This window comes from Kitasatospora sp. NPDC059648 (assembly GCF_042734825.1).
Taxonomy (GTDB): domain Bacteria; phylum Actinomycetota; class Actinomycetes; order Streptomycetales; family Streptomycetaceae; genus Kitasatospora.
This window is the reverse complement of the sequence record NZ_JBHWDU010000121.1, coordinates 1-17,496: the sequence shown is the minus strand read 5'-3', so window position 1 is coordinate 17,496 and position 17,496 is coordinate 1. Positions and strand designations below refer to the sequence as shown.

General features: G+C 74.7%; 13 protein-coding genes and 1 pseudogene. 5 read left to right on the top strand and 9 right to left on the bottom strand.

Going from position 1 to position 17,496, the window contains the following annotated elements:
- Window positions 1–52: 52 nt before the first annotated feature.
- The 6 genes from ACFV1W_RS37405 to ACFV1W_RS37380 all read right to left on the bottom strand — a co-directional run bounded on the left by ACFV1W_RS37405 (window position 53) and on the right by ACFV1W_RS37380 (window position 8,495).
- Window positions 53–4,066 carry a Pls/PosA family non-ribosomal peptide synthetase gene (locus ACFV1W_RS37405; protein ID WP_380421750.1) on the bottom strand — a complete coding sequence of 1,338 codons (4,014 nt, stop codon included), beginning with the start codon at window positions 4,064–4,066 and terminating at the stop codon, window positions 53–55.
- A 2,100-nt stretch (window positions 4,067–6,166) separates the two neighbouring features.
- Window positions 6,167–6,553, bottom strand: coding sequence for a DoxX family protein (locus tag ACFV1W_RS37400; RefSeq protein ID WP_380421749.1), 387 nt, complete (start codon window positions 6,551–6,553; stop codon window positions 6,167–6,169).
- 118 nt (window positions 6,554–6,671) lie between these two features.
- A complete protein-coding gene (locus ACFV1W_RS37395; protein ID WP_380421748.1) occupies window positions 6,672–7,118 on the bottom strand; it encodes a carboxymuconolactone decarboxylase family protein in 447 nt (148 codons plus the stop codon).
- An 83-nt stretch (window positions 7,119–7,201) separates the two neighbouring features.
- A complete protein-coding gene (locus ACFV1W_RS37390) occupies window positions 7,202–7,423 on the bottom strand; it encodes a hypothetical protein (protein WP_380421747.1) in 222 nt (73 codons plus the stop codon).
- Entirely contained in the window at window positions 7,399–8,127 is a 729-nt protein-coding gene (locus ACFV1W_RS37385) for a dienelactone hydrolase family protein (RefSeq protein ID WP_380421746.1), read from the bottom strand. Before ACFV1W_RS37385 ends, ACFV1W_RS37390 begins: the two co-directional genes overlap by 25 nt.
- 86 nt (window positions 8,128–8,213) lie before the next feature.
- Complete coding sequence (locus ACFV1W_RS37380; protein ID WP_380421745.1) at window positions 8,214–8,495, bottom strand: hypothetical protein; 282 nt, start codon at window positions 8,493–8,495, stop codon at window positions 8,214–8,216.
- Window positions 8,496–8,656: 161 nt separating this feature from the next.
- On the opposite strand from ACFV1W_RS37380, the pseudogene ACFV1W_RS37375 reads away from it, so the two are divergent.
- Window positions 8,657–9,091, top strand: a pseudogene (locus ACFV1W_RS37375) (class I SAM-dependent methyltransferase); the annotation flags it as partial.
- A gap of 935 nt (window positions 9,092–10,026) precedes the next feature.
- Here ACFV1W_RS37375 and ACFV1W_RS37370 read toward each other — a convergent pair.
- Window positions 10,027–11,217, bottom strand: a complete 1,191-nt coding sequence (locus ACFV1W_RS37370) for an IS110 family transposase (RefSeq protein ID WP_380421752.1) — start codon at window positions 11,215–11,217, stop codon at window positions 10,027–10,029.
- 297 nt (window positions 11,218–11,514) lie between these two features.
- On the opposite strand from ACFV1W_RS37370, the gene ACFV1W_RS37365 reads away from it, so the two are divergent.
- Both ACFV1W_RS37365 and ACFV1W_RS37360 read left to right on the top strand, forming a co-directional pair.
- Window positions 11,515–12,054 (top strand): EF-hand domain-containing protein, encoded by a 540-nt coding sequence (locus ACFV1W_RS37365; protein WP_380421744.1) that lies wholly within the window; start codon window positions 11,515–11,517, stop codon window positions 12,052–12,054.
- A gap of 372 nt (window positions 12,055–12,426) precedes the next feature.
- Window positions 12,427–13,017 (top strand): hypothetical protein, encoded by a 591-nt coding sequence (locus tag ACFV1W_RS37360; RefSeq protein ID WP_380421743.1) that lies wholly within the window; start codon window positions 12,427–12,429, stop codon window positions 13,015–13,017.
- Between the two features lie 155 nt (window positions 13,018–13,172).
- On the opposite strand, the gene ACFV1W_RS37355 is transcribed toward ACFV1W_RS37360, so the two are convergent.
- Entirely contained in the window at window positions 13,173–13,301 is a 129-nt protein-coding gene (locus ACFV1W_RS37355; protein ID WP_380421751.1) for a hypothetical protein, read from the bottom strand.
- A gap of 451 nt (window positions 13,302–13,752) precedes the next feature.
- Between ACFV1W_RS37355 and ACFV1W_RS37350 the strand changes: the two genes are divergently transcribed.
- On the top strand, window positions 13,753–14,541 hold the full coding sequence (locus ACFV1W_RS37350; protein ID WP_380421742.1) for an NAD-dependent epimerase/dehydratase family protein: 789 nt from the start codon (window positions 13,753–13,755) through the stop codon (window positions 14,539–14,541).
- A 221-nt stretch (window positions 14,542–14,762) separates the two neighbouring features.
- Window positions 14,763–16,022 carry a hypothetical protein gene (locus ACFV1W_RS37345; RefSeq protein WP_380421741.1) on the top strand — a complete coding sequence of 420 codons (1,260 nt, stop codon included), beginning with the start codon at window positions 14,763–14,765 and terminating at the stop codon, window positions 16,020–16,022.
- 353 nt (window positions 16,023–16,375) lie between these two features.
- Here the strand turns inward: ACFV1W_RS37345 and ACFV1W_RS37340 are convergent, their stop codons facing one another.
- Window positions 16,376–16,999 carry a hypothetical protein gene (locus ACFV1W_RS37340; protein WP_380421740.1) on the bottom strand — a complete coding sequence of 208 codons (624 nt, stop codon included), beginning with the start codon at window positions 16,997–16,999 and terminating at the stop codon, window positions 16,376–16,378.
- Window positions 17,000–17,496: the final 497 nt, after the last annotated feature.

The following is a 17,496-nucleotide window of genomic DNA, read 5'->3' as shown; positions in this document are numbered from 1 at the left end:
GCGCTCACGGGTGGGACCGTGAGCGCACCGCCGGCCGGCTGCCCGGGGCGGACTACGTCACGGCGCTCCTGCGCCGGGCACGGGTGGCGCGGGTGGCGCGGGTGGCGCGGCGGCCGGGGGGCGGGGTGGGGTCGGCGTTCCAGGCGGCGACGGGGTTGCCGAGCCAGCGGGTGTCGCCGGGGACGTTCTCGCCGCGCATGACCAGGGAGGCGGGGCCGACCGTGGTGCGGGCGCCGAGGGAGGAGTTGAGCAGCACGATGGAGTGCGGCCCGGTGGTGGAGCCGGCGCCCAGGTGGACGGGGCCCAGGCGCATCACCCGGTCGTGGAACAGGTGGGTCTGCAGCACGGTGCCGCGGTTGACGCTGGCGCCCGCCTCGACGGTGACCAGGTCGCTCTCGGGCAGCCAGTGGGTCTCGCACCACACGCCGCGCCCGATCCTGGCGCCGAGGCTGCGCAGCCACAGGTTCAGGTAGGGGGTGCCGGTCATGGCGGCGCCGCCGAAGGGCATGGCGAGTTCCTCGACGAAGGTGTCGTAGAGCTCGTTGCGCCAGACGAAGGACGACCACAGCGGGTGCTCGGCGACCCGGAAGCGGCCCACCAGCAGCCACTTGGCGAGGGTGGCGATGGTGCAGGCGGCGATCGCGGCGGCGACCAGCACCGGGCCGGCGGCGCCCAAGGCCGCGCCCAGCCCGTAGCCGTCGCGGATCGCCTGCAGGGCGGCGAAGACCAGGTCGGCGAGCAGGGCGGCGATGACCACCGGGACGATCCGGCAGACCTCGACGCCGGCGCGCGCCCACACCAGGCGCTTGGGCGGGTCGTAGGTGCGGGCCTCGCCGCCTCCTTCGGCCACCCGGGGCAGGGCGAAGGCGGGCCGGCCCAGCCAGGAGGAGCCCTCGGGGGCGTGGGCGGGGGTGTCGGAGAGCACGCCGACCAGGCAGTTGCCGGGCAGCGAGCGGCCGGGGCCGACGATGCCGGAGTTGCCGACGAAGGAGCGGCGTCCCACGTGGGAGCGGCCCAGGTGCAGCCAGCCACCGCGCAGCTCGTAGGGGGCGACGAGGGTGTCGTCGGCGAGGAAGGCGCCGTCGTCGACCCGCATCAGGGTGGGCAGGGCGAGCACGGTGGAGGCCTCCACCCGGTGGCCGATCCTCGCGCCGAGCAGGCGCAGCCACACCGGGGTGAAGAGGCTGGCGTAGAGGGGGAACAGGGTGCGCCGGGCGCTGTCGCTCAGGCCGGAGGCGGCCCAGGCGCAGAACGCGACGCGGCCGGTGGCCGGGTGGAAGCCGGGGCGCAGCGGCAGGGAGAACAGGCGGATCAGCAGGGCTATCAGCGTGGCGTGGCAGATGACGGTCAGCACGGCGAGCGGCACGGTCAGCGGCAGCAGGCGCAGCAGGGCGGCGCCCAGGGTGGGCTCGGTGGCGACCAGCGGGTAGGCGAGGAAGAGTGCGGGCAGGGCGGAGGCGACGGGGACGAGGCCGAAGAGCACGAGGGCGGGGCCGTAGGCGGCGTTCCAGATCCGTCGGGGGCGGGAGGGGCCGGCGGGCCAGGGGGTGCGGGTCTCGGTGGAGGGGCGGGCCGGGGAGCCGTGCCAGTGTTCGCCGGGCGGGACGGTGGCGGTGACGCAGGTGCCGGGGGCGATCCGGGCTCCGGCGCCGATGCGGGCGCCGGGCATGAGGGTGGCGCGGTGGCCGATGCTGGCGCCTTCGCCGATGTCGATGCGGCCGAGTTGGAGGGTGTCGCCGTCGAGCCACCAGCCGGCGATGTCGACCTCGGGTTCGAGGCAGGCGCCGGGGCCGATGCGGGCCAGTCCGGTGACCGGGGGCGCGGTGTGCAGTTGGACGCCGCGCCCGACGCGGCAGCCGAGCATGCGGGCGTAGCGCGGGGCCCAGGGGGTGCCGGACAGGGAGCCGGTGGCGAACATGGCGGTGTAGCGTTCGGCGGCCCACAGCCTCAGGTGGACGTGGCCGCCGCGGGGGTGGCTGCCGGGGCGGATGCCGGCGGTGATCAGGCGGGCTCCGGCGGCGGCGAGCAGGGTGCGGCCGGGGGCGCTGTAGAAGGCGGCCGCGCCTGCGGCGACGGGCCACCAGGAGGTGTGGGGGGCCCACGGCAGGTGGGTGCCCAGCAGGTTGTCGACGGCGATCAGGACGATCACCCAGCGCAGTCCGGCGAGGGCGAACATGGCGAGCAGCATGAGGGTCTGCCACAGGGCGGCGCTGCGCGGGGTGGGGCGCACCGGTCGTGGGGGTCGGGCGGGCGCGGCGGTTTGGGGCCCTGGCGCGGTCGCGGCCCGGGGGGCCGGGGCGAGGGAGTCGAGGTAGTGGGCGAGGTCGCCGAGCACCGGGTGGGCGTAGAGGTCGGCGACGGAGACGCCGCTGTGGCGGGCGCGCAGTTCGGAGACCAGGCGGGCGGCGGTGAGGCTGGAGCCGCCGAGGGCGAAGAAGTCGTCGGCGCGGCCGGGGGCCGTGCCGAGCAGGCGTTCCCAGTGGCCGGCGAGCCAGGCGGTGGTGGCGTCCAGTTCCTCGGCGGGCCGCGCGGGGGTGGCGCCGGTGGTGGCCAGCGGCCAGGGCAGGGCGCCTCGGTCGACCTTGCCGGAGGTCTTGGTGGGCAGGGAGTCGACGACGGCGAGCACGGGCACCAGGGGGGCGGGCAGGCGTTCGAGCAGTTGCCGGCGGGCGTCGGCGAGGTCGGGGCCGGTGCCGGGCTGGGTGACGAGGTAGCCGACCAGCAGGTCGGCGCCGGCCGGGGTCTTGCGCACGGCGGCGGCCGCGGCGCGGATGCCGGGCAGGGCCTGGAGAGCGGCGTCGATCTCGCCGAGTTCGATGCGGCGCCCGCCGAGTTTGACCTGGTCGTCGGCGCGGCCGAGGAAGATCAGGCCCTCGGGGTCGTTGCGGACCAGGTCGCCGCTGCGGTAGACGCGCGGGGAGGCGATCGCGGGGTGGGGGCTGTACTTCTCGGCGTCCTTGGCGGGGTCGAGGTAGCGGGCGGTGCCGACGCCGCTGATGAGCAGTTCACCGCTCTCGTACCAGGGCACGGGGTTGCCGGCCTGGTCGACGACGGCGATCTCCCAGCCGTCCAGCGGGGCGCCGATGCGCACGGGCTGGCCGGGCAGCATGCGGGCGGCGGTGGCCACCACGGTGGTCTCGGTGGGGCCGTAGGTGTTCCAGAACTCGCGGCCGGGCACGGCCAGGCGTTCGACGAGTTCGGCCGGGCAGGCCTCGCCGCCGACGATGATCAGGCGCACCCGCTCCAGGCACTCCTGGGGCCACAGGGCGAGCAGGGTGGGGACGGTGGAGATCGCGGTGATGCGGCGCTCGACCAGCCAGGGGCCCAGGTCGGTGCCGGCCTTGACCAGGGAGCGGGGGGCGGGGACGAGGCAGGCGCCGTGGCGCCAGGCCAGCCACATCTCCTCGCAGGAGGCGTCGAAGGCCACCGACAGGCCTGCCAGGACGCGGTCGCCGGGGCCCAGCGGGTGCTGGCGCAGGAAGAGGCGGGCCTCGGCGTCGACGAACGCGGCGGCGCTGCGGTGGGTGACGGCCACGCCCTTGGGGCGGCCGGTGGTGCCGGAGGTGAAGATGATCCACGCGTCGTCGGCCGGGCGGGGCCAGGCGGGGCGGCCCGAGGGGCGGGCGGCGGGGCCGGCGAAGAGACGGCGTCCGGCGCCCAGGACCGCGCAGACCTGGGCGTCCTGCCAGATCATGTCGGCGCGTTCGTCGGGGTCGTCGGCGTCCACCGGCACGTAGGCGGCGCCGCAGCGCAGCACCGCCAGGACGCAGACGTACAGGTCGGCGGTGCCGGAGGGGATACGGACCCCGACCCGGTCGCCGGTGCCGATGCCGTGGCCTGCCAGGACGCCGGCGAGGGCGTCGACCTCGTGCATCAGGGCGCGGTAGTCCAGGACGGTGTCACCGGTGTCGAGCGCGGGTGCGTGCGGGTGCGCGTCGGCCGTGGTCGCGATGACGTCGAGCAGGCTTCGGGGGTTGGCGGGCTGGGCCACCGGCCAGCCTGCGGCGAGCCCCGGATGGGGGCGGTGCAGCGTGCCTGGGCCGGCCGTGTCGTGGCGTGCGTCCATGGGGGTGGGTTCCTCGGCTCCGTGTTCCTGGGGGGCGCGTATCGCTTGCTACGGGCGGTGACGCGGTCGTCACCTGGTGGGCGCGCCCACTCACCATGACTCCACTGGGAGTCGGCTGGATGCAGCGAAGGTGCGGTCAAAGGAAATTCTCATCATCGATGCCGTATTCGACGGCCGCCGTGCGTTTCGAATGTCGTTTCGGTGTTTCTCGAACGTTTTCGCTGGTGAAGGGTCATCGGGACAAGCCTGAGGAGCGTGACGGCAGGAGGGACAGTGATGAACACCATGGCGTCCGGAACGGTACCGGTAGTGAGGGGTCGACTACCGAATCGGGGGGTTCTGGTCGGATCATCGACCCGTTCACGCCGCTCGCACGCGTGGGCGGGACTCTGCCGCCGTCCTTTTCCCCTGCGGATATTCGCTGTGAATACGGCGGGACCGCAGCGAGCCCCCTTTGCGGCCACGGTGACGGGAAACCATCCGGCGCGGCGCCCGACGCCCCCGCAGGGGGAAGCGGCGGGCCCAGCGCCGGGCGAGCCGCTCATCCGGTCCGCGGCTCACGGATCCAACCTGCACGCCGCACGCTTCGCCTGCTACCTGTACGGGGGCCGTCCGGACGGTGGAGCCCGTACCCGCCCGGGCCGGCGCAAGCGCCGCCCAGCACGGCGCAAGACCGTGGCGGCCCTGCCCTGGAGCGCCTACCGCGCCCGGCACTCGCCGGCCCGCGACGACCGGATCGCCTTCCACAGCCCGCTCTCACCCGGACGGGTGCCCTCACGCACCCGCCCGCCCACCACGGGCCACTCCACCGGCGCCGGCGCCGGCGCCCCGGAGGCATACCACCCACCCCGCCCCGACGACGCCCGCACCCCAGGGCGCCCGCACCCAGGCCCCGCCCGCCCCGGGGACGCCCGGCGCTCGCCCTCACCCCCCACGGGCACGCGCCCCGGGATACGAGAGCAGTAGCGGCCCCCCGGGCCCCGTAGCGCCCGAGGCCCTGCAGCGCACAGGCACAACCGGCCGGGGCGCCCGGCGCTCGCCCTCACCCCCCCACGGGCACGCGCCCCGGGATACGAGAGCAGTACCGGCCCACCGGGCCCCGGCCGCCACAGGGCCCTGCAGCGCACAGGCACACCCGGGGATGCCCGGCGCTCGCCCTCACCCCCACGGGCACGCGCCCCGGGATACGAGAGCAGTACCGGCCCCCCGGGCCCCATAGCGCCCGAGGCCCTGCAGCGCACAGGCACACCCGGGGATGCCCGGCGCTCGCCCTCACCCCCCACGGGCACGCGCCCCGGGATACGAGAGCAGTACCGGCCGGCCGGGCCGAACGGGTCAGCGGTCCACCGCGGCCGGGCGGCAGTCGCCGCCGGGGGCGCAGGGGCACAGCCGGGCGGCAGGAGCGGGCCAGGCGACGGGAGCGGGCCCGGCGACGAGAGCGGGCCCGGGTAGGCGTACGGGACGAAGGCGGCCTCGCGGCCGCCGCCAAAGTGCCCACCCCGCCGGTGCGGCGGCCCGTAGAGGTGGCCGTCGTCGCCCTCCACCACCACCGTCCCCGCGTCGCCGGGCGAGACGGTGACGAAGGACACCCCCGGCCAGGCCGACCAGTGCCCGCGGGTGGGGCCGTCGAACGGGGTGCAGGAGACGCACGTCCCGCCGCCCGCGCCGTGGCCGGTCCCGGCCACGGCGCACCCGCAGGCCCTCCCCCGGCCGCACCACGGCCGCGTAGGTGCGATGGCGGCCTCGCCATCGAACACGAGCATGTCAGCGCGGGTCGCCACCGCACACCCGTCCCGGTACGCGCCGGGTCCGGACAGCTCCCCCACGATCCACTGCGCCGGCTGCGGGGCGGGCTCGGACAGCACCGCCCCGTTCACCATCGACACCGGCAGCAGCCGGCCCCCGGTCAGCGCCGCGTCCGTGGCGCCGCCGCCCTGCCCCGTGCAGGCCGCCACCCGCCGGTGCGCCGGCACCACCGCCGCCACGCCCGCGCCCCTGCCCCTGCCCCCGCCCCCGCATGCCCGCCAAAGCGGCCCAGGCGTGCAACGGCCCCGTGCCAAAGGAGCGTCGGGACCGGAGCGGGGACACCAGCCCGAACGATCACCGCAGGTACGACTCCGGACCCAGACGCCCCCAGAGCACGAACGCGGCCAGCAGGACGTAGAGCACCTCGACCGCCACAAGACCGTACTCCCGGCGCCGCAGGCGCACCGCCGCCGCGCCGGCCATCAGCAGCACCAGCCCGAGCGCGGCCAACGGCACGAAAACCCGCCCGATGCCGAGCACAGCGGGCAGCACGAGCCCGAGCGCAGCCAACACCTCCACCGCGCCGATCGCCTTCACCCCACCGGCGCCGAAGTCCTCGACCCAGCGCCCGCTGCGCCCGGCGGCAGCGATCCTCTCCTTCGGCACGAGCACCTTGAAAGCGCCGCCGAACAGATAGACAGCGGCCAGCAGGGCGGTGACGATCCACAATGCGAGGTTCACGACGTTTCTCCTTACGAACGGAGCGAGTTCACAAGACACCGGCCCACCAGACACCGGCCCACCAGACACCGGCCCACCAGACACCGGCCCACCAGACACCGGCCCACGAGACACGGGTTCACCGGGCCGCGTGCTGTCCGGCCCGGTAGCCGCCGGCGGGGCGGCGGGTGAGGACGTTGACGCGGTTGAAGGCGTTGATCACCGCGATCAGGCCCACCAGAGCGGCGAGTTGCTCCTCGTCGTCGCGCTCCCCCGCCCTCTCCCACACCTCATCGCCCACCCCGCCCGCCGCATCCGCGAGCCCGGTGCCCTCCTCCGCCAGGGCGAGGGCCGCCCGCTCGGCGTCGGCGAAGACGATGGCCTCGCGCCAGGCCGCCACCAGGTTCAGCCGCGTCGCCTCCTCGCCCGCGTGCACGGCGTCCTTGCCGTGCACGTCGACGCAGTAACCGCAGCCGCTGACCTGACCAACCCTCAGCTCGACCAGCTCCTCAGTAGCGGGCGCCAACGCGGACTCCACGCCGACGAGGCGGTGGTGCTGACCGCCGCACGGCTGCTGGAGGCGCACAGCGAACTGCTGCGGCTCACCAGCAGCGGTCGCGCGCTGTACGAGCGCACCACGGCCGAGACCGCCGTCATCTCCGTCCGCCTCTACGACGGCATCCCGGCCGAGGATCTCGCCGTCGCCGGGCGGGTGCTGACCCTGATCACGGGGCGGGCGAACGCCGAACTGACCCGCCAGGCCCTGCCGGGGGCCGCGGGGAGGGCGTCGTCGGGCAGGCCGGCCAGGATCCCCGCGACGGCCCCCGCCGCGCCCTCCGCCTCCCGCACCCGGCGGTCGGCGAAGGTCAACCGGTCGCCGCGGGCAGGCATTCGGCGAGCAGGGCGAGGACGTCGCGCCAGGCGCGCTCGGCGTGCCGCGGGTGGTGGGCGACGCCGGGCACGACGACCTGGTCGACGGGCGGGTGGTGGAAGGCGTGCCGGGCGCCACCGTAGACGCTCAGGCGCCAGTCGACGCCGGCGGCCTGCATCTCGGCGGCGAAGGCGTCCCGCTGGGCGGCGGGCATGATCGGGTCCTCGGATCCTACGCCCGCCCACACCGGGCAGCGGATGTTCGCCGCCTCGCCGGGACGCCCGGTGGTCAGGGCGTTGACGGTGCCGATCGCCTTCAAGTCGGCTCCGTCGCGCCCGAGTTCGAGGACGACGGCGCCGCCGGTGCCGTAGCCGACGGCGGCGATGCGCCCGGGGTCGGTGCGCGGCTGGACGCGCAGCACGTCGAGCGCGGCGTGACCGATGCCGCGCAGCCGGTCGGGGTCGGCGAGCAGGGGCAGGCAGCGCTCCAGCATGTCCTTCGGGTCGGTGAACCAGCGTCCGCCGTGGAGGTCGAAAGCCAGGGCCGTGTAGCCGAGTTCGGCGAGGGCGTCGGCCCGGCGGCGCTGGAAGTCGTTCAGGCCGGTGCCCTCGGGCCCGATCAGGACGGCGGGCCCGCGGCCGGTGCCGGCGGGCAGGGCGAGGTGCCCCACCATGGTGAGGCCGTCAGCGGGGTACTCGACGGTGCGGGTGGTGACGGGTTCCATGGGTTCGGACTGTAGCGGCGGCCGGGCCCGGCGGGGCCGGGCTTCGCCGTCGGCAGAGCGGCGCGGGTGCGGGGCCAGCCGGCCGCTCAGAACACGACGTAGCCGGCCCCCAAGGTCCTGGCGCACTGGCCGGGTTCCACCTGCGCGGTCACCGGGCCCTGGCAGGTGGCCTCGGCGTGCACAAGGACCGTCGTGTCGGTGCGGTTGTGGACAAGGACCGGCGAGGAGGTCGGGTAGCAGCCCCGCTGGGGGTTGCCGTGGGGCACGCCGTTCACCGCCAGCACCCCGGCCGCCGCCTCGGCGGGTGCGGCGAGCGCGAACGTCCCGGCGGCGGCCGGCATGAGGGCCCCGGTGATCTGACGGCGCACGGACGCCTTTCTGTGTCGTGTCCCTGCGCAGGATCGTGTCGGCGCCGGGCCGGATACCGCAATCCCTCGAACTGGCGACGTCAGAAAGGAAGTCGGGCGCCGCCGCAGCCCCCGGCAAACCCGTTGGCCGCACGGCCCGGGCGGGCAGTACGTTCGGTGGCATGGCTGACCGGTGCTACGCGCATCCGCGGCTCGCCGCGCTCTACGACCCGCTCGACCCCGACCGCGGCGATCTGGACGCCTACCTGCGTCTGGCACAGGAGTTGGGGGCGCGCCGGGTGCTGGACATCGGCTGCGGCACCGGGGTCTTCGCGCTGATGCTGGCCGAGCGCGGGATCGAGGTGGTCGGGGTCGATCCGGCCGGGGCGTCGATCGAGGTGGCCCGGGCCAAGCCGCACGGCGAGCGGGTGCGCTGGATCCTCGGCGACGCGTCGGCCCTGCCGCCGCTGCGAGTGGACCTGGCGACGATGACCGCGAACGTCGCCCAGGCGATCGTCGAACCGCGGGCCTGGCGGCGCACGCTGCGCGGCGCCCGAAAGGCGCTGCGGCCCGGCGGGCACCTGGTGTTCGAGACCCGGGACCCGGCCGCGCGGGCCTCTGTGGGATCCCGTTCACCGCCGCCGTTCCACCCGCCGTTCGAGTCCCGCCTCGACCCCCGCCTCGACCGGGCCCGCGCCCACCGCCGCGCAGCAGGCACGACGGACGGGCACGCGGCGAACCACAGGCGCGGCGGCCCCAGCGCCGCAGCGGGGCACAGGCCCGCCCGGGCCGGCCCGCCCCCGTTCATCGCCCCATCGCCGGGAACCGGCCCCGACGATGCTCCACCCGGTTCCTGGCGTGCCGTCAGCACGCCCGGGGCCGCGGCCCCCGATCATGGGCGCAGCGCCCACCGCGGGCCCGCGTGCCGGACGGGTCCGCGCGCCTGCGCACGTTCCGACCCCCCTTTGGGAGAAGCCGATATGAAGATCTCCGTCCGTGGCGCCTCACTGGCCGCCGCCGCATCGCTGCTGGCCGTGGTCCCGCTGATCACCGGCGTCTCCGCCCCGGCCCGCCCGGTGCCCGTCGCGCCCGTCACCGACGCCACCTGCGTGCTCAACGCCCACGGTGTCTTCGCCGACGCCGTCGACCCCGGCGGCACCAACCTGCCGCTGCCGGACACCCTGGCCATGACCGGCACCGTCTCGTGCGTGGACGCCTCCGGCGCGCCCTCGGCCACCGGCACGTTCGATCGGACGGTCACCATGCCGGCCACCGAGTGCACCGGCGACGAGCACGGGGACACCTCCACCACGACCGTCCACTGGGCCGACCTGACCACCTCCACCCTCCGGTTCACGAAAACGGACGTGGTGAAGGTCAACGGCACCGCCTCACTCGTCGTCACCGGCAGTGTCAGCGCCGACAGCGCGCGCTTCGCGGGCGATGCCCTCGACGCGATCGGCACCAGCACCGGCGCCGGCTGCGGCAGCCCGGTCGGCGAGACGACCCTCGACTCCACCCTCGTCCTGCGCCTGACCTCCTAATGCTGTTGTCAAGCCGCTGATGTGACTGGGAGGTTGCCTTGGTAGCACCGTCCGTCACGAATCAGGGCCCACAGGACGTTCACCCGCCTGCGGGCCAGCGCGAGCACGGCCTGGGTGTGGCGCTTGCCCTCGGCGCGCTTGCGCTCGTAGAAGCGGCGGGAGGCCTCGCAGCTGCGGATGCTGATCAGCGCGGGGGTGTAGAAGACGCGTTGCAGGCCGCGGTGGTAGCGGCGTGGGCGGTGCAGGTTGCCGCTGACGTGGCCGGAGTCGCGCGGGACCGGCGCGACTCCGGCCAGGCTGGCCAGGCGGTCCGAGGTGCCGTACCGGCTCATGTGGCCGGCGGTGGCGGCCAGGAACTCCGCGCCCAGCAGCGGACCGATGCCAGGCATGCTCGCGATCACCTCGGCGAGCCGGTGTTCGCGAAACCGGGCCGCAATGAGCTTGTCGATCTCGGCGATCTGCTCGTTGAGGCCCATCACCTCCTTGGCCAGGGCGCAGACCCCCTGGGCGGCGATCTTCTCCCCGGGGACGGTGGTGTGCTGGCGCTCGGCCGCCTCCGTGGCGGCCTGGGCCAGGGCCTCGGCGCCGCGAACCTTGCGGTTGCGAAGCCAGGTCGTCAGCCGGGTGCGGCCGGCGCGCCGCAGCGCGGCGGGCGTCTGGTAGCCGGTCAGCAGGATCAGCGGCCCCAGGTTGTCCAGGTCGAGGGATCTCTCCAACGCAGGGAAGACACCGGTGAGTGGACCGCGCAGGCGGTTGATCCTGCGGGTACGGTCGGCGCTCAGGTCTGCTCGCCGGCCGGTGAGGATCCGCAGCTCGACGGCGTGTTCGTCGTCCGGCCGCAGCACCGTGAGGTCGCGGCGCATGCGGGCCTGGTCGGCGATGACGGTGGCGTCCTTGGCGTCGGTCTTGCCGGTGCCCCGGTAGCCGGCCGAGGCCCGGTTGACCGCCAGGCCGGGTATGTAGACGAGCTGCTGGCCGTGGCCCAGCAGGATGCTGATCCACAGGGCGGCCATGCCGTCCGCGACGTCCACCGCCCAGACCACATCCTCGTCCAGGGCGAGTACGTCGGCGAGCAGGGCCAGCAGTTCCGGCTCGTCGTTCAGCACCCGGCGCGACAGCAGCCGCCCGCCCTCGGCGTCCAGCACCACGCAGTGGTGGTGGGTGTTGCCGATGTCCGCCCCCGCCCAGATCCGGGCCACCTGTTCCTCCGGTCGTTCGATGCGCACTGTTCGTCCGGACGACCTCGCCAGCGTGGTCCTACTCAGCGATGCACCCGCGCGGGGCTCGCAGCTCCTAATCAGCGGCCGAGTCGTCGTGAGACGCCGGGCGGCCAGGTCAGGCGAACCATCGAGGGCAACCCACTGAAAGCCATACCCGGCGTCTCTGGGCCTCAGGACCATACGACCGGCCCGTCCAACCCATCAACAACGTAGGACCCACTGACCGGCCCGCCCCCCTCCCACCACCACCGCCCCGCACACGAAGGAAGACCCGGCATGCCACAGCCCCAGGCCGCGCCGCGGCGCGCCCCCGCCGACGCCCTCACCACCACCCCCAAGGGCCGCGTCTACGCGATGCTCGACACCGACGGGGACGGCTTCGCCTCCCGGCACGACTACTTCGCGCGCATCGAACGGGCCCGGCAGGCCACCGGCCGCACCCACGACGACCCCCTGGTGATCGCCGCACACGCCACCGGCGAACGGGCGTGGGCGGCGATGGACGCCAACGGCGACGGCGTGATGACCTACGAGGAGTACGTCGCCTGGGTGGACGCCGACAAGTTCGACAACGTCTGCCGCCACGCCCTGGGCGCCCTGTTCGACCTCGCCGACGCCGACCAGGACGGCGCCCTGGACCGCTCGCAGTTCACGGCGCTGCGCCAGGCCCTGAACAACCGGGCGAGCAACGCCGACGCGGCGTTCGACGCCCTGGACCGCGACGGCGGCGGGCTCATCGGCCGAACCGAGTACCTGGCCTCGATCCGCGCCTACATCACGGGCGAGGGCTCGCCGATGGGGGACGCCCTTTACTGAACCGCCAGGGTGCGTGCGCGTGCCGTCACCGCCTCGTACCAGGCGGTGACGGCGCCCGCAACGCCTGACGTACGGACGTCGCCGCGCCGCCGCGGAGCGGGGCCGGCGCCCCAAGGGTCGTGCCGTCCGGCGGACAGCGCGCGCCGGTACCCCAGGCGGGCACCGCTCGGGCGCGCGGGTTCACCTGAGCGGGTCAGTGCGGGCGACGGCCCCCGAAGTCCTTCCTACCGTTGATCCTCGGGGGCGCGGGCGTCACGTCCGCTCCGGAGGAACTCCGCTCCCCGAACGCAGCCCGCACCGAACCCGACCCCGAACCCGCGACTCGCTTCCACCGTGACCACGGCCTGGTCCGTGTCGGAGGAGATGACGACCATGACCACCACCCCCACCACCCCCACCACCCCCACGCGCCGTCGCCCTCGGCGGGCCTGCCGCCGCATCGGGCTCGCGGCCACCGCCACGGCCTTCGCCCTGCTGCCCCTCGCCCCGCCCGCCGGCGCGGCGCCCTCCACCCACCTCCCGCTCACACAGATCCTGCGGGAGGCCGTGAACAGGGCGCACCACGAGCACCCCGACGCGCAGTTCTACGGCGCGCAGGCCGTCCTGCCGCTGCCCACGACCCATCCCCAGGACGTGCGGGCCTGGTGGATCCACTTCCGCGCCAAGGACCCGGCGAAGTCCTTCGAGTACCGGTACGCGACCAACGGGCAGTACCAGGGCACGCAGCCGTGGAAGACCCCCATCGGGATCCGCGCCGTCTCCGGGTTCACACTCACCGAGAGCCAGGCCCACGACCTGGCCGTCAGACAGGGACACACCGGTGCGTTCAAGGCCCTGTACCTGAGCGAGCCCGTCGTGGAACAGCCGCATCCCACCTACTACTTCTGCATACCCAGCGAGAACAAGACGGTAGCGGTGGACACCGTGACGCACTCCGTCACCACGCCACTGGGCTGCCGGTGACCCCCGCCTGAGCCGGCGCCCGGCCGCTAGGCCAAGGGCCAACGGGCCCGTGCGAGCCGCAACACGCGGCACGCACGGGCCCCTCCGCCCGCACGGGGCGTCGTGGCGCCCGCAGGTGACGCGCGGAGCAGGCCGGCCGACACCGCCACGCCCGGTCAGCGAGATCCACAACGACAACCCGGCAGCGGACCCCCGAGCAAGCCCGCAATCGCCCCGGCGACAGCAGCACCAGCAGCCGGATCCCGCGCAACAAGCATCACCCGCGCCCCAGCCTCGGCCAACACGCGCGCCGCCTCAACACCAATCCCGCAAGAAGCCCCCACCACGATCACGCGCACACCAGTGACGTCAACGCCCCGCAGCACCTTCTGCGCCGTGCTGGAGGCGGTGCGTGGGGAGGGGTTCACGAGCCGTCACAACAGCGAAGCTATACAGACCGGGCCAAGGCCACCGCCGCCGCACAGACACTGATCAGCGCATCGATCGGCATCAAACAGCAGGCCACGACACGGCAGTCCTACCTCGAACGCCAGGCAGTCGCCATCAAGCTCCTGACACCCTGAGAATGCACGATGCGCCGCCCGGACGCGATGCCACAGCCGGGAGAGGGCGGGCATCCGCCGCCCGGCGCCGACGACCATCCGGCGACCATCCGTCAGGTACAGTCGCGATTCACCGAATGCGGCCGCCGGGCCGGCATCGGGCCCGCGAGGAAGCCCAAGGGGGACACAGCACATGGCGAACCGGCCCCGACTCGTCCTGCTCACCGGCGCCGCCGGCCGGATCGGCACCAGCCTGCGCACATCGCTGCCCGCCTACGGGTACCGGCTGCGCTGCTTCGACCGCCTGCCGGTGCCCGGCGAGCCGCAGGCCCTGACCGCCGACCTCCAGGACGCCCAGGCGCTGGCAGCGGCGATGGAGGGGGTCGACGCCGTGGTGCACCTGGCCGCGATCCCGGGCGAGGCACCGTTCGCCGACATCCTGGCCGCCAACATCGACGGCACCTACCGGCTCTTCGAGGCCGCCCGGGCAGCGGGGGTGCACCGGATCGTCTACGCCAGCAGCAACCACGCGGTGGGCTTCACCGAACGGCCCGCCGACGGCGCCGCCGTGCCGGTGGACACCCCGCAGCGGCCCGACACCTACTACGGGCTGTCCAAGTGCTTCGGCGAGAACCTGGCCTCGCTGTACGCCGACCGCCACGGCACGCAGACGGTCTCACTGCGGATCGGCTCCTTCTCCGACGAGCCGCGCAGCATCCGGGCCCTGGGCACCTGGCTCAGCCCCGGCGACTGCGCCCGCCTGGTCCACGCCGCGCTCACCGGCCCGGTGAGCGGCCACACCGTGGTGTACGGCATCTCCGCCAACACCCGCGCCTGGTGGGACCTCTCGACGGCCCGGGCGCTCGGCTACCAGCCGCAGGACGACGCCGAGCAGTACGCGCAGCAGCTGATCGCCGAACTCGGCGAACTGCCCGCCGACGACCCCGAGTACCGCTACCTGGGCGGCCGCTTCACCCGCTGACCCGATCGAGGCCGGCGGGCCGCACGCCACGGCTACCAGCCGCACTGCGCCCCGGCGGGCACAGAGCGGCCGTCCGGCCAGAACGCCGGCAGCCGCGCGGCGGGGTGCACGGACCACCCCGGGCCACTCGACGCCGGGAACGCTCACATGGAACGACAACGCCACCGCACCCATCAGCGTCGGCGGGCAGGACCGACCCAACCGGCACCCGGACGGCCGCGATGGGGGAAAGACGCCACATCCCCCCGATCCAGGAACGGTGCCGCACGCCCCACGCCCCACCGCCCGGCGCCCACTACCGGCCGCGGCCGCCGTACTCGCCCTCACGCTCTACCCGTTCACGATGGCCGCTGCCCGCCGGCGAGGCGGCCGTCTACTACGGCAACGGCCGCACCCACCTGGAGAAGCCGTTCCTGTTCGCCGACGGCTTCAACTACGGCAAGAGCGACCTGCCCACCCTCTTCGCCCACTTCAACACCCCGTACGAGACCGGCCGCCCGGGCTTCTTCGACCAGCTCCTCACCCGCGGCTACGACATCGTCCTGATCGGCTTCGACGAGCGCCACGCCCGCATCCAGCACAATGCCCGGGCCGCGATCGCCGCGATCCAGCAGGCCTGCACCGAACGCGTCGGCTCCGAGCCGCTGACCGTCGGCGGCGTCAGCATGGGCGGCATCGTCACCCGCTACGCCCTCGCCAAGCTGGAGAACGAGGGCATCGACCACCAGAGCGGCACCTACCTGTCCTGGGACTCCCCGCACAACGGCGCCTGGATCCCGCTGGTCCTCCAGCAGATGGCGTACTTCTTCGAGAAGCTTGCCCCCTCCAAGCCCGGCCAGCCCTCCCAGGCCGACCTGATCCGCAGCCCCGCCGCCCAGCAACTGCTGTGGGCGTGGGTGCCGGACGCCAAGTACTCCGGCGAGGTCGCCACCGCCAGCGACCTGCGCACCGAGTTCGTGCGCGAGCTCGCCGACCTCGGCAACTTCCCGCGCCGCCCCCGCCTGCTCGGCGTCGCCAACGGCCGCGGCGACGGCACCGGCCGCCCGCTGCCCGCCGGCGAGGTCGCCTTCGACTGGCAGGCACTGGTCGCCAGCGCCACCGCCCGCTTCCAGCCCGACCGGGGCACCGAGCAGCGCATCGGCGGCATGCACGTCGGCCTGGAGCTGCGCCGCTCCACCACCAGCGAGGTCCCGGCCCTGGACGGGGTGCCCGGCGGCACCCTGGACTCCTTCGGAAAGGTCGCGGACGCGATCAAGGCGAAGATCAGCGAGGAGTACCGCAGCGGCGCCTTCGTCCCCGCGGTCAGCGCCTCGGCCGTCACGTACGACCCCATCACCTGGGACGTCGACCCGAACCTCAACCTCCACGACCAGGGCCCCGACCGCTTCCACCTGCACGACGTCGCCTTCGACACCGAGAACACCGAGCACAGCCACGTCTCCGGTGTCCTCGTCGAGTGGATCCTCGACCGCCTGTCCTGAGCCTTGTGCGCCGGGAGGGGGGAGCGGGAAGCCGGCCGGCCCCACTCCCCCCTCCCGGCGCCCTGTTCGAGAAGAGCCGCCCGAACCGCCCGCAGGCGCACGCACCACTGCCCCCACCGCCCTTCCGCCCCACCACCGCGCCGGATCACCACCGAACACCGGCGGGAACCCGGCGGCCACCCATGCACACACACGACAACGAGCGCCACCACGGCAGCCGGGAGACGGCCGCCGCACGTCCCGCCCGCCCGCCGGGACCGGCAGAGCCGACAGGTCGGCCGTGAGGCCGGCCGGTTCGTCGAGCGCACGCGCCAACAGTGCGGCCCCCACCCCCTCGTCCAACTCCTACACCGTCAGAGGGCCCTCGCCCGCCGCGATGCCCAGGACCGCGACCACCTGGGACCCGGCGGCAGCCAACGCCAGCCGGGCGGCGTCGGGTCGGTCGTGCGGCAGGGGCGGGTCGTGGTCGCCGTGGGCCCCGGTGACCTGCCCCCCACGGCGGCCCGGTCCGACTCCCACCACAGGCCGTTCCCGCCGTGTTCCTCCCCCGCGGGGTCGGCCCGCCCGGTGGTGCGCGCGCCCGGGAGGACGCAGTCGCCGACGGTCCGCAGGCGCAACAGCAGGCCGGGAACGGCCCAGAAGACGGCACCCATCAGCAGCACGAGCGCGAAGACGTAGTACGCGGGAACCATCGCGACCGGCGCCAGCGGCGGCACCAGGAGGGCGTACTTGAGGCCGGTGCTCCGGCTCGTCACCAGACATTCCCGGTCCTCGGCGACCTCGACGCTCACCGTGTTGGAGCGGGTCCGGTCCCCGGCGGCGATCCGGACGGTGTGGGTCCCGGCGGGCACCGGGAAACGTGCGGTGGCGCCCCGCCCGACCCTGCCGACCAGCACCCCGTCGATCACCACCCGGTAGCAGCCCCTCCTCAGGGCCACCACCGGCGATTCGGCGTGCACGACGACGGTTCCGGCCATCAGCAGTCCCCCTGTTTCTGTGATGATCACGCGTGAGAGCGCGCCCATGATAGAGGCCGGTCCGGCTTTCGAGGGCACCGCGGACTCGGCGCCCCGGGGCATACCGGCTTCCGCCCTCCCGACGGTCGGGCGGCCCGACGGCCCGGCGGGCGGTCGGTCGGGCGGGCGGCTTCCGGCGGGCCGGCCGGCGTGCGGGCCCACCCGGCATGGTCGGCCGCCGGCGCGCCCGCCAAAGCGCACAGGGGGGCACCCCGGGCCCACTCGGCGCGCCGCCCGGGGCGGGCGATGCGATGCGCCGCCCGTACGGGCGCAGCCCTGCCCGGGTGCGGGCAGGGCTGCGGTGAACCCGTCTGGCCGTGGGGGCCGTTGGGTTCCGGTGGGGGCCTCGGGGCCGGGGCGCCGCGCCCGGGCAGGAAGTCAGCCCCGTCAGCTTACTTCCCGGGCGGGCGGGTTGCGGTGGGCGCCCGGGGGGGGGGGTGGGGCGCGCCGGCGGGGGA